10 protein-coding genes are annotated in these 12,556 nt (G+C 69.3%); 7 read left to right on the top strand and 3 right to left on the bottom strand.

The window, feature by feature from the left end; translation table 11 throughout:
• Nucleotides 1-7: 7 nt before the first annotated feature.
• Entirely contained in the window at nucleotides 8-2,329 is a 2,322-nt protein-coding gene (locus tag ACAM57_RS20415; protein WP_369658679.1) for a heavy metal translocating P-type ATPase, read from the bottom strand.
• Nucleotides 2,330-2,399: 70 nt separating this feature from the next.
• Here ACAM57_RS20415 and cadR point away from each other — a divergent pair, with 70 nt between their 5' ends.
• The 6 genes from cadR to ACAM57_RS20445 all read left to right on the top strand — a co-directional run bounded on the left by cadR (nucleotide 2,400) and on the right by ACAM57_RS20445 (nucleotide 9,713).
• Complete coding sequence (gene cadR, locus ACAM57_RS20420) at nucleotides 2,400-2,870, top strand: Cd(II)/Pb(II)-responsive transcriptional regulator (protein ID WP_369658680.1); 471 nt, start codon at nucleotides 2,400-2,402, stop codon at nucleotides 2,868-2,870.
• An 80-nt stretch (nucleotides 2,871-2,950) separates the two neighbouring features.
• Nucleotides 2,951-3,346, top strand: coding sequence for a hypothetical protein (locus tag ACAM57_RS20425; RefSeq protein ID WP_369658681.1), 396 nt, complete (start codon nucleotides 2,951-2,953; stop codon nucleotides 3,344-3,346).
• 76 nt (nucleotides 3,347-3,422) lie between these two features.
• Nucleotides 3,423-4,664 (top strand): TolC family protein, encoded by a 1,242-nt coding sequence (locus ACAM57_RS20430; RefSeq protein ID WP_184636444.1) that lies wholly within the window; start codon nucleotides 3,423-3,425, stop codon nucleotides 4,662-4,664.
• Complete coding sequence (locus ACAM57_RS20435; RefSeq protein ID WP_369658682.1) at nucleotides 4,661-6,169, top strand: efflux RND transporter periplasmic adaptor subunit; 1,509 nt, start codon at nucleotides 4,661-4,663, stop codon at nucleotides 6,167-6,169. The genes ACAM57_RS20430 and ACAM57_RS20435 overlap by 4 nt, the downstream gene beginning before the upstream one ends.
• Entirely contained in the window at nucleotides 6,166-9,351 is a 3,186-nt protein-coding gene (locus ACAM57_RS20440) for an efflux RND transporter permease subunit (RefSeq protein ID WP_369658683.1), read from the top strand. Before ACAM57_RS20435 ends, ACAM57_RS20440 begins: the two co-directional genes overlap by 4 nt.
• Nucleotides 9,348-9,713, top strand: coding sequence for a copper-binding protein (locus ACAM57_RS20445; protein WP_369658684.1), 366 nt, complete (start codon nucleotides 9,348-9,350; stop codon nucleotides 9,711-9,713). The genes ACAM57_RS20440 and ACAM57_RS20445 overlap by 4 nt, the downstream gene beginning before the upstream one ends.
• Nucleotides 9,714-9,752: 39 nt before the next feature.
• Here ACAM57_RS20445 and cysE read toward each other — a convergent pair whose 3' ends face one another.
• The gene (gene cysE, locus ACAM57_RS20450) at nucleotides 9,753-10,556 is read right to left on the bottom strand and encodes a serine O-acetyltransferase (RefSeq protein WP_338067686.1); all 804 of its coding nucleotides are present in this window, start codon (nucleotides 10,554-10,556) and stop codon (nucleotides 9,753-9,755) included.
• 57 nt (nucleotides 10,557-10,613) lie between these two features.
• Complete coding sequence (locus tag ACAM57_RS20455) at nucleotides 10,614-11,381, bottom strand: RNA methyltransferase (protein ID WP_369658685.1); 768 nt, start codon at nucleotides 11,379-11,381, stop codon at nucleotides 10,614-10,616.
• Nucleotides 11,382-11,491: 110 nt separating this feature from the next.
• Between ACAM57_RS20455 and ACAM57_RS20460 the strand changes: the two genes are divergently transcribed.
• Nucleotides 11,492-12,556 carry an inositol monophosphatase family protein gene (locus tag ACAM57_RS20460; protein WP_126018166.1) on the top strand — a complete coding sequence of 355 codons (1,065 nt, stop codon included), beginning with the start codon at nucleotides 11,492-11,494 and terminating at the stop codon, nucleotides 12,554-12,556.

Below are 12,556 nucleotides of genomic sequence, written 5' to 3' on the forward strand. Positions count from 1 at the left end.
GGCTCGCTCACTTCTGCGCGCGCATCAACCGCAGCCCGTTCGCCACCACCAGCAGGCTGGCGCCCATGTCCGCGAACACCGCCATCCACATGGTCGCGCTGCCGAACACGGCGAGCACGAAGAACACGGCCTTGATACCCAGCGCCAGCGTGATGTTCTGCCAGAGCACCGAGTGGGCGCGGCGCGAAAGACGGATGGTTTCGGGGATGCGGCGCAGGTCGTCGTTCATGATGACCACGTCGGCCGCCTCCATCGCGGTGTCGGTGCCGGCGCCGCCCATCGCGAAGCCGATGTCGGCCTGCGCGAGCGCGGGGGCGTCGTTGATGCCGTCGCCGGTCATCGCTGCGGCGCCGTAGCGCTGCTGCATGGCCTTGACGGCGTCGAGCTTCTCCTCGGGCAGCAGGTTGCCGCGCACGTCCTCGATGCCGGCATGAGCGCCGATGGTCCTGGCGGTGGCGGTGTTGTCGCCGGTGAGCATCACGGGCACGACGCCCAGCGCGCGCAGCTCGGCCACCGCCGCCTGCGACGATTCCTTGATGGTGTCGGCCACCGCGAAGAGCGCGAGCACGGCCTTGTCCGAAGCCAGCAGCGTGACGGTGCGGCCGGCTTCCTCGTGTCGCTCGAGTTCGGCTTCGAGCGAGGGCGTGCAAAGGCCGCGCTCCTCGATCAGCCGGTGGTTGCCCAGCACGTAGACCTGCCCCGCATGCGCGGCCTGCACGCCGCGGCCGGGCAGCGCGGTGAAGTCGGCGACCTCGCCCTGCGGTCCCTTCAGCCCCTCGGCGATGGCCTTCGACACCGGGTGATCGGACCGGCCGGCAATGCTCGCAGCCACGGCGAACACGGCCGCCTCGTTGCCCGAGGATTCGCCGATCAGCGACGACTCCACCAGCTTCGGCTTGCCTTCGGTGATGGTGCCTGTCTTGTCCAGCGCCACGGCCTTGAGCTTGCGCGCCTCTTCGAGGTAGGTGCCGCCCTTGATGAGAATGCCGCGCCGCGCGGCCGAAGCCAGCGCGCTCACCACCGTCACCGGCGTGGAGATGACCAGCGCGCACGGGCAGGCGATGACCAGCAGCACCAGCGCCTTGTAGATGGCCTGCAGCCAGGTCCAGTCCATGAAGAAGGGAGTGAACACCGCGATGGCCAGCGCCAGCACGAAGACGGTGGGCGTGTAGATGGCGGCGAACCTGTCGACGAAGCGCTGCGTGGGCGCGCGCGAGCCCTGGGCTTCCTCGACCGCGTGGATGATGCGCGCGAGCGTGGTGTTGGCGGCCACGGCCGTCACGCGGAACTCCAGCGCGGCCGTCTGGTTGATGGTGCCCGCGAACACCTGATCGCCGATGGTCTTGTCGACCGGAATGCTCTCGCCGGTGACCGGCGCCTGATCGATCGCGCTGGAGCCTTCGGTGACGATGCCGTCCAGCGGCACGCGACCGCCGGGGCGGATGCGCGCGATGGCCTGCAGCGGCACCTCGCTCGCCATCACCGTCTTCCAGCTGCCATCGGCCTGCTTCACCTCCGCCTGCTCGGGTGCGAGCGCCAGCAGGCTCTGGATGGCGTTGCGCGCGCGGTCCACGGCGCGGGCCTCGATGAGCTCGGCAATGGCGTAGAGCGCCATCACCATCGCGGCCTCGGGCCACTGGCCGATGATGAATGCGCCGGTGACGGCCACCGCCATCAGCGCGTTGATGTTCAGGCGCCCGCGCACCAGCGCCGCGAAGCCCTTCTTGTAGGTGTCGAGGCCCGCGAGGCCGATGGCACCCAGCGCCAGCGCCATCTCGAACACCATGAAGCCCCGGCCCTCCAGCCCCATGAACGAGACCGACTCGGCCGCGATCGCCAGCACCAACGCCGCGACCAGCCGCGCGAGCCCGGCGCTCATGCCGGCGATCTTCGCGGGCGCTGCCGGGGCTGCCTGCGCGCCCGGTGCATTCAGCGGCTCGGGCTTGAAACCCGCCTTGCGGATGGCAGCCAGCGCTTCGGGCAGCACGCCGTCGTCGGTGGTGATGGCCATGGTGCGCTCGCCGAGACGGAAGCGCAGCGCCTTGACGCCCGGGATGGGCTCCAGCGCACGGCGGATTTCGGACTCTTCCACCGCGCAGTCCATGGTGGGAATGCGAAAGAGCAACGCGCCGGTGGAGACATCGCTCACATCGGGCGCCAGGGGGATCGCCGAGTGGCTGCTTGCGCTGCAGCCGCAGCACGCATCGGCCGCCTTCGGCTGCGTATGCTCGTGCGTGTGACCATGCCCCTCTTCATGGGCATGCGGATGCGGATGAGAGTGCGCATGCGCGCGCGGCACGGTCGGGTTCAAGGCGTTCTGGTTCGTCATGGAATCGATTGGAAACCCTGAAGCAGGTGTAGAGTCAATCACTCATTCCCACTCGTTCATTTGCCGCATCATGAAAATCGGTGAACTGGCCAAGGTCGCGAACACGCCGGTCGAAACCATCCGGTACTACGAGCGCGAGCGGCTGCTGCCCGAGCCCGCGCGCACCGAGGGCAACTACCGCATCTACGACGAAGACCATGCCCAGCGCCTGGGCTTCATCCGCCGCTGCCGCTCGCTGGACATGACGCTGGACGAGATCCGCAGCTTGCTCAAATTCCGCGATGCGCCGCAGGAAGACTGCGGCGAGGTCAACCAGCTGCTGGACGACCACATCGGCCACGTGGCCGCGCGCATCGCCGAGCTGAAGACGCTCGAGAAGCAGCTGAAGGCGCTGCGCCAGCAGTGCTGCGGCCCCGAATCGGCGAACGCCTGCGGCATCCTGCAGGAGCTGGACACCACCGCGCTGGCACCCGAGAGCTTCGGGCAGCACGCGGGCCACGTGCACGGTTCGCTGCACGGCACGGCCAAGCGTTCGGGCTGAAGTTCGGGCTGGAGCCCCCGGGCCACCACCCTCGCTCCCCCGGGGCAATTCCGCGGCGCTACACTCCACGCCCGAAATACATGCCCGACATGTCCCGCCGGCACTCCCTCCATCGCTGCCTGACCGCGTTCCTCGTGGTCCTGTCGCTGCTTTTCTCGCAGCTGGCACTGGCGAGCTATGTGTGCCCCGGCACCCCTGACACCGACTCGATGGCCGAGATGATGGCCACCGGCGCCCCCTGCGAGGGCATGGACATGGCGCAGCCGGTTCTGTGCTTCCAGCACGCGGCCGACATGTCGCTCTCGTTCGAGCCCGTCAAGCTCGCCACCCCGTCGCTGCCCGCCATCGTGCAGCTCGTGGTCATGCCCGTGGTGCTGGCGTCCGAAGGCCTTGAGCTTCCGCGGCAGGCCGTTCCCGAGCGGCAGCATCCGCCGCCCGATCCCGTCTTTCTCTCCACGCTCAGACTGCGCGTCTGAAATCTCCGTCGACTGACCGGTGCTGGCGCGGCTCGTCCGCCTGCCAGCGATCACCTCGTTCGTCCGCGGAGTTTTCATGTCCATTCCCTTTTCGCGCGCGGCCGTGCTGGCCGTTGCGCTGCTGCCGTACCTTGCGACGGCGGCTCCCATATCTCCCATGTCCCTGGAGGCGGCGCTGCAGCTTGCGGCCCGGCGCTCCGAAACCACCCGCGCCGCCCGCGCTGGCGCACTGAGCGCGACGGAGTCGGCGCATTCCGCCTCCCAGCTTCCCGACCCCACGCTGCGCATCGGCGTCGACAACCTGCCGGCGACCGGGCCCGATCGCTTTCGCACCACCCGCGACTCGATGACGATGAAGCGCATCGGCATCAGCCAGGAGTGGCTTTCCGCCGAGAAGCGCGCCGCGCGCCAGGCCGCCGCCGATGCCTCGGTCGAGCGAGAAACCGTGCTGGTCCAGGCTGCCGCCGCCGATACCCGGCGCCAGACCGCGCTCGCCTATGTCGATGCCTTCTACGCGGGCGAGAGCCTGAAGCTCGCAAGGCTCATGGAGCACCATGCGCACGAGGAGCTGGAGGCCGCTCGCGCCCGCCTGTCCTCCGCCACGGCCAGCAGCCAGGAAGTGCTCGCGCTCGCAGGTGCCAAGGGCGTCTCGGAAGACGAGTCAGCCGAGACCCTCCAGCAGCAAGGCAGCGCAGCCGCCGCTTTCCAGCGATGGGTAGGCGTGCCGCCTGAGGAATTGCTGCCTCCCGGAACCATCGCGCAGCCCTCCGAAGAAAGCTACGTCGCCTCTCACCCCACGGTCGCGGCGATGCAGCGTGAGGCCGAGGTGGCGCGGCGAGCAGCCGCCGTCACCGCATCCGAACGCAAGCCCAACTGGACCTGGGAAGTTTCCTACGGCCAGCGCACCGGCTACTCCGACATGGTCTCGGTGGGCGTGAGCATCCCCTTGCCGGTGGCTCCCGGCGAACGACAGGACCGCGACACCGCCGCCAAGCTCGCGCTGGCCGAGAAGGCCGAAGCCGACCTGGCCGAAGCCTCCCGGGCCGCGACCGCCGAATACCGCTCGCTGCGCAGCGACGCGCAGCGCCTGGAGCAGCGCATCGACCGCTACCGCAGCGCCGTCGTCGCTCCCGCCAGCCAGAGAACGGCTGCCGCGACAGCCTCCTACCGGTCGGGCCAGGGCAGCCTCGTTGCGCTGTTCGAGGCGCGGCATGCCGAAGTCGAGGCACAGCGCAAGCTGCTGGCGCTTCAGCGCGACCTTGCAAAGACACAGATCCAACTGGCCTACCGGCCACTCACAGCAGAGGTGACGCAATGAACAGAACCCGCATGATCGTCGCGTCGCTGCTGGCAGCCTTGCTGCTCGCAACAGGCGCCTTTCTCCTGGGCCGCAAGACGGCCCAGCCCGCGAACACACCGGCCGCCACATCCACGACGGACGGCCGCAAGGTCCTCTACTGGCACGACCCCATGGTGCCCGGCCCGCGCTTCGACAAGCCCGGCAAGTCGCCGTTCATGGACATGCAGTTGGTCCCCATGTACGAAGACAGTTCGACGGGCCCGGCCAGCAGCGGCGTGCAGGTGAGCCCCGGCGTTCAGCGGAACCTCGGCATCCGCTACGCCAGCGTGCGGAAGACGCAAGGCTCCACCTCCTTCGATGCGCTCGGCACCGTCCGATTCGACGAGCGCCTCAACGTCGCCGTGCAGACGCGCGTGGCCGGCTACGTCGAGCGCCTGTCGGTGCGCGCGCCGATGGAGCGCGTGCGCAAGGGGCAGGCGCTGGCGACCGTCTTCGCGCCGGAATGGCTCGGGCCGCAGAACGAGTTCCTCGCCCTCAAGAGATCGGGCGTCGCGCCCGATCTGGTCGCCGCCGCACGCGAGCGCATGCGGGCCATGTCCATCCCCGACGAGCTCGTCCGCCGCAGCGAGCAGACCGGCACGGCGCAGGCGCGCTACGTACTCTCCGCGCCGTCCGACGGCGTGGTGGCCGAACTGGGCGTGCGCGAAGGCGTGGCCGTCACGCCCGGCATGACGCTGTTTCGCATCGCGGGCCTCGAGAAGATCTGGGCGGTCGCCGAAATTCCGGAAGCGCAGGCGGTGCGCCTCGCGCGCGGCCAGAAGATCAAGGCGGTGCTCCAGGCCGACGCCGCCCGGACATTCGACGGAACGCTCGACGAGATCCTTCCCGAAATCGACGGCTCGACCCGCACGCTGAAGGCCCGCTTCGAAGTCGACAACAGAAACGGAGCGCTGACGCCCGGCATGCTGCTGCGCCTGCAGGTGGCCGGCCCCGCGTCGACGGACACACGGCTGGTCGTGCCCTCCGAGGCCGTCATCCGCACCGGCAAGCGCGCCGTCGTCATCGTGCGCAAGGCCGACGGCGCCTTCGAGCCGCGCGAGGTGTCGCCGGGCGCGGACCAGGGCGAGGACACCGAAGTGCTGTCGGGCCTGAGCGAAGGCGAGCAGGTGGTCGCCAGCGGCCAGTTCCTGATCGACTCGGAGGCGCGGCTGCGCTCCGTGCTCGGCAACATGGCTGCGTCCGCGCCGGTGCCGACGCCCGAAGCGGCAGCAGCACCAACTCCGGCCGTCCACAAGGCCGAAGGCAAGGTCGAGAGCGTGGACCCCGACGGCATCACGATCTCGCACGGCCCCGTCGCGACGCTCAAGTGGCCGTCGATGACGATGGGCTTCGCCAAGGCATCGCCGGGCGCTTTCGCGGAGATCAGGCCGGGCGACCAGGTCCGCTTCGAGTTCAGGGAAGGCGGGCCGACGGGCTATGAGCTGGTCACGGTCCAGCGCGTGGAAAGAGGCGCCAAACAATGATCGCCGCCCTCATCCGCTGGTCGGTCGGCAACCGCTTCCTGGTGCTGATCGCCACCCTGTTCCTCGTGGCCGCGGGCTGGTGGTCCGTGGCCCGCACGCCGCTCGATGCGCTGCCCGATTTGTCGGACACGCAGGTCATCATCCGCACGCCCTTTCCCGGCAAGTCGCCCCAGGTGGTGGAAGACCTCGTCACCTACCCGCTGACCACCACCATGCTCAGCGTGCCCGGTGCAAGAACGGTGCGCGGCTACTCCTTCTTCGGCGATTCCTTCGTCTACGTGCTGTTCGACGACAAGACCGACCCGTACTGGGCCCGCTCGCGCGTCGTCGAGTACCTCAACCAGGTGCAGAGCAGGCTTCCGGCGGGCGCCAACGCCTCGCTGGGGCCCGACGCCACGGGCGTGGGCTGGGTCTACGAGTACGCGCTGGTCGACCGCACGGGCAAGCGCGACATCGGGCAGCTGCGCGCACTGAACGACTGGTTCCTGAAGTTCGAGCTCAAGACCGTGCCCGACGTGGCCGAAGTCGCGAGCATCGGCGGCATGGTGCGCCAGTACCAGGTGGTGCTCGACCCCGACCGCATGCGCGCGCTCGGCATCACGCAGTCGACCGTGGTGGAGGCGCTGCAGAAGGCCAACCAGGCATCGGGCGGCTCGGTGGTCGAGTTCGCCGAGGCCGAGTACATGGTGCGTTCGCGCGGCTACCTCCGCTCGCTGGACGACTTCCGCTCGATTCCGCTCTCGGTGACGGGAGCGACGCCGGTGCTGCTGCGCGACGTGGCTAACGTGCAGATCGGCCCCGAGATGCGCCGCGGCATCGCCGAACTCGACGGCGAAGGCGAAGTGGCCGGCGGCGTGATCGTCATGCGCTCGGGCAAGAACGCCCGCTCCACCATCGAGGCCGTGAAGGCGAAGCTGGCCACGCTCAAGCCCAGCCTGCCGCCGGGCGTGGAGATCGTGCCGACCTACGACCGGTCGCTGCTGATCGATCGCGCGGTGGAGAACCTGCGCGGCAAGCTGATCGAGGAATTCGTCGTGGTGGCGCTGGTCTGCGCGGTGTTCCTGTTCCACCTGCGCTCCGCGCTCGTGGCGGTGGTTGCCTTGCCGGTCGGCGTGCTGGCGGCCTTCATCGTCATGCACTGGCAGGGGGTCAACGCCAACATCATGTCGCTGGGCGGCATCGCGATCGCCATCGGCGCGATGGTGGACGCGGCCATCGTGATGGTCGAGAACGTGCACAAGCACATCGAGGCCTTCGAGACGGCGCAGGGCCGCCAGCCCACGACGGCGGAGCGCTGGCGGCTGGTGGCCGACGCCTCCGTGGAGGTCGGGCCCGCCCTCTTCTTCTCGCTGCTGGTGATCACGCTGTCCTTCGTGCCGGTGTTCTCGCTGGAAGCGCAGGAGGGGCGACTCTTCTCGCCGCTGGCCTTCACCAAGACCTATGCGATGGCTGCCGCCGCCGGCCTTTCGGTCACGCTGATCCCGGTGCTCATGGGCTACTTGGTGCGCGGACGCATCCCGCATGAAGGCGCCAATCCGGTGAACCGCTTCCTGATGGCCGTGTACCGACCCGCGCTGGAGCTGGTGCTGCGCTTTCCCAAGGGCACGCTCGCCGTCGCCGCAGCGGTGCTGGCGCTGACCGCCGTGCCGCTGGCTCGGCTGGGCGGCGAGTTCATGCCGCCGCTGGACGAGGGTGACCTGCTGTACATGCCCTCCGCGCTGCCGGGGCTGTCGGTGTCGAAGGCCTCCGAGCTGCTGCAGCAGACAGACCGCATGATCAAGACGGTGCCCGAGGTCGCCAGCGTGTTCGGCAAGGCCGGCCGCGCGGACACGGCGACCGACCCCGCGCCGCTGGAGATGTTCGAGACCACCATCCAGTTCAAGCCCCGCTCGCAATGGCGCACCGGCATGACGCCCGACAGGCTGGTCGAGGAGCTGGACCGCGCGGTCAAGGTGCCGGGCCTGAGCAATGTGTGGGTACCGCCCATCCGCAACCGCATCGACATGCTGGCCACGGGCATCAAGAGCCCGGTGGGCATCAAGGTGGCAGGGGCCGACCTGGCCACCATCGACGCGCTGACCACGCGGATCGAGGCGGCGGTCAAGGGCGTGCCGGGCGTGTCCTCGGCGCTGGCGGAGCGGCTCACGGGCGGGCGCTACATCGATGTCGACGTCGACCGGATCGCGGCCGCGCGCTACGGGCTCTCGGTGGCCGAGGTGCAGGCGGTGGTTTCCACCGCCATCGGCGGCGAGAACGTGGGCGAGGTCATCCAGGGCCGCGAGCGCTACCCCATCAACGTGCGCTACCCGCGCGAGATCCGCGACTCGCTGGAGCGGCTGCGGCAGCTGCCCTTCGTGACCGCCAAGGGCGCGCAGCTGCTGCTGGGCGATGTCGCGCGGATCACTGTCGAGGACGGCCCGCCGATGCTGCGCAGCGAGAACGCGCGGCTGTCGGGCTGGGTCTACGTCGACGTGCGCGGCCGCGACCTGCGCTCCGCCGTCAACGACATGCAGGCCGCGATCGGCAAGGCCGTGCAGATGCCGGCCGGCTACGCGGTGTCGTGGTCCGGCCAGTTCGAGTACCTGGAGCGCGCGACCGAGCGGCTGAAGCTGGTGGTGCCGGTCACGCTGGCGGTCATCTTCGTGCTGCTGTATGTGCTCTTCAGGTCCTTCGTCGACGCGGCCCTGGTCATGGCGGCCGTGCCGTTCTCGCTGGTCGGCGGCTTCTGGCTGATCTGGGCGCTGGGCCATTCGATCTCGGTGGCCACGGCCGTGGGCTTCATCGCACTGGCCGGCGTGGCGGCCGAGTTCGGCGTGGTGATGCTGGTCTACCTGAAGAACGCGCTGGCGCGCCGCCTCGAGGCCGGGGAGCCGATGAACGACCGGACCCTGCTCGCCGCGATCCGCGAAGGCGCCGTGCTGCGCGTGCGGCCCAAGGCCATGACCGTGGCCGTCGTGATGGCGGGCCTGCTGCCCATCCTTTGGGGCAGCGGCACCGGCTCGGAGGTCATGACCCGCATCGCTGCGCCGATGGTGGGCGGCATGGTCACGGCGCCGCTGCTGAGCATGCTGGTCGTTCCGGCCGCCTGGTACCTGCTGCGCCGGCGTTCGGCTCGCAGCCATTCATCTTCCGTTTCGCTTCCCTTCGTTTCCAACCAACCCGACCAAGGAGTCACTCAATGAAAGTCTTGCACCCTCTCGCATTCGCGCTGCTCGCCGCATCTGCGGCCGTCGCCCAGGCCCAGGCCCAGTCCCAGGCCCAAATGTCGAAGGACGACATGTCGTCCATGAAGATGCCGGCGGCCGGGCAGCAGGCTGGCGCCATGATGACCGACGCTGTAGTTCAGAAGATCGATGCGGCCAAGGGGCTGATCGTGCTGAAGCACGGCGACATCCCCAACCTCGCGATGCCGGCGATGACCATGGGCTTCGACGTGGCCGACCGAAAGATGCTCGACCCGCTCAAGCCCGGCGACAAGGTCCGGTTCCATGTGGAGGTCGTGAAAGGCAAGCCGACGGTGACGCAGCTCGAAGCTGCGCGCTGAGCACCGGAAGGGCCGCGCGGACGCGGCCCCTTCAGCCAGCTACTTGCCGATGAGCTGCGAGAGCTTGTCGGCCTCGAAGCTCTCGTCGCGCGCCGCGTCGCCCGGCACGCAGTCCTTGCTGCCGGGCTGCGCCGAGAGCTTCTCGATGGCCTGCCACAGCAGCGCGATCTGGTGTTCCTGGCTCGATGCGTTTTCGATCAGGCTGCGCATGGCCTGGCTCAGCGGATCGTCGTCCTGCGTGATGCCGTAGGCAGAGAACTTCTGCGGCGTGGCCACGTCGGCGCTCTCGCCGGCCTTCGAGGGGATGATCCGCGCCGGGATGCCCACCGCCGTCGCGCCGGCCGGCACCGGCTTGATGACCACCGCGTTGCTGCCGATCTTGGCGCCGTCGCCCACCACGAAGCCGCCCAGCACCTTGGCCCCGGCGCTCACGACCACGTCGCGCCCCAGCGTCGGATGCCGCTTGGTGCCCTTGTAGAGCGAGGTGCCGCCCAGCGTCACGCCCTGGTAGATGGTGCAGCCGTCGCCGATCTCGGCCGTCTCGCCGACGACGACGCCCATGGCGTGGTCGAAGAACACGCGCTCGCCGATCTTGGCCGCGGGGTGGATCTCGATGCCGGTCAGCCAGCGGGCCCAGTGCGCGATGGCGCGCGCGGGCCACTTGAAGCCATGGGTCCAACAGGCGTGCGCCCAGCGATGCAGCACCACGGCGTGGAAGCCGGGGTAGACCGTGATCACTTCCCAGGCGCTTCGGGCGGCCGGGTCGCGTTCGAGGATGCACCGGATGTCGGCGCGCAGTCTGGAGAACATCGCTGCCTTGTGCCTTCTGTCTGTTGTCGTTATATCGATAGGGGCCGCGCAGTCTAAGGCCGGGCGTCTTCGCGTACGAACGATAAGGTTTTAGTCGTTCCCGGGGGCCTTGCCGCCCTTGTCTGCCTTGTCTCCCCTCGGCGGCCGGGTGGCGTCGCTCATCGCCTTGGCGATGCCGCGCAGGATGTGGATCTCCTCCGGCGTGGGCTGGGCCCGGTTGAAGAGCTGCTGCAGCCTGGGCATGAGCTTCTTGGGCGCCCCGGGGTCGAGGAAGCCGATGTCCACCAGCGAGCGCTCCCAGTGGTCGAGCATGCCGGCCACGGCCTGGGCGTCTGCCGCCTGCACGGGCTGGATGGCCTCGCGCACCTCGTAGCCGCCCAGCGCCAGCCGCCATTCGTAGGCGATCACCTGGATGGCCGCACCCAGGTTGAGCGAGCCGAACTTCGGGTCGGTGGGAATGCTCAGGGCCACGTTGCAGCGGTAGACGTCCTCGTTGCGCATGCCGAAACGCTCGGAGCCGAACAGGAAGGCCACGTGCTGGTCGCCCTGCTTGGCGAGCGGCTCCAGGTGCTCGCGGGGCGTGCGCGTGGGCGGGCCGAAGTCGCGCGGGATCATTGCCGTGGCGCACAGGTGTGTGACGCCGTCGAGGGCCTCGTCGAGCGTCTCGACGATGCGGGCGTTGGCCAGCACGTCGAGCGCGCCGCTCGCGCGCTGGATGGTTTCCTCGCGCCGCAGCACGTTGGCCCAGCGCGGGGCCACCAGCACCAGGTCGGAAAAACCCATGGTCTTCATGGCGCGGGCGGCGGCGCCCACGTTGCCGGCGTGGCTGGTCTGGATCAGGATGAAACGGGTGCGCATGGAGGGTTGGCGGACACTAACGGGCGGAGCCGGTAAAATCCCCCGATTCTCGCCGCCCGCATCGCCGGGCCGTCTCCGGGGGCCCTCCCCACCGTTCTTCCCACAATCCAATGTCGTCCCCCAACCTGCATCCCATGCTCAACGTGGCCGTCAAGGCCGCACGCGCCGCCGGCGCCATCATCAATCGCGCCGCCCTCGACGTCGAAGCCGTGCGCATTTCCCAGAAGCAGGTCAACGACTTCGTCACCGAAGTCGATCACGCCAGCGAGCAAGCGATCATCGAGACGCTGCTCGGCGCGTACCCGGGGCACGGCATCCTGGCGGAAGAATCCGGCAGCCAGTACGGCGCCAAGGACTCCGACTACGTCTGGATCATCGATCCGCTGGACGGCACCACCAATTTCATCCACGGCTTCCCGGTCTACTGCGTGTCGATCGCGCTGTCGGTGCGCGGCAAGATCGAGCAGGCCGTGGTCTACGACCCCACCCGCAACGACCTGTTCACCGCCACCAAGGGCCGCGGCGCCTACATGAACGAGCGCCGCATCCGCGTCTCGAAGCGCACCCGCCTCAACGAGTGCCTGATCTCCACCGGCTTTCCCTTCCGCACCGGCGACAACTTCAAGCAGTACCTGGCCATCATGGCGGACATGATGCCCCGCGCCGCCGGCCTGCGCCGCCCCGGCGCCGCCGCGCTCGACCTCGCCTACGTGGCGGCCGGCTTCACCGACGCCTTCTTCGAGACCGGACTGAACCCCTGGGACGTGGCGGCGGGCTCGCTGCTGGTTACCGAGGCCGGCGGCCTGATCGGCAACTTCACGGGCGAGCCCGAGTTCATGGACCAGCGCGAGTGCCTGGCCGGCGCCCCGCGCGTGTACGGCCAGCTGGTGCCGCTGCTCGCCAAGTACTCCAAATTCGCCACCGTGGACGACAAGCTGCGCGCCAGCGACCGCGTGCGCGCCGTGTCTGCCTCCGCCAAGGCGAGCGCCGGCAACTCCAACGACTCGACCGACCTCTACGCCCGCAGTACGGTGCCGGGCTTCGCCGACGAGGCAGCCGAAGCCGAAACCCCGGCCGCGCCGGCGGCGGCTCCCGCTCCGCGCAAGCTCACGCGCGTGCGCCGCGAGGCACCCGCCAACGGCGCGCCTTCCGAAGGCAACTCCTCCGCCAAGTGA

The sequence above is a fragment of the Variovorax sp. V15 genome (assembly GCF_041154425.1).
Taxonomy (GTDB): domain Bacteria; phylum Pseudomonadota; class Gammaproteobacteria; order Burkholderiales; family Burkholderiaceae_C; genus Variovorax; species Variovorax guangxiensis.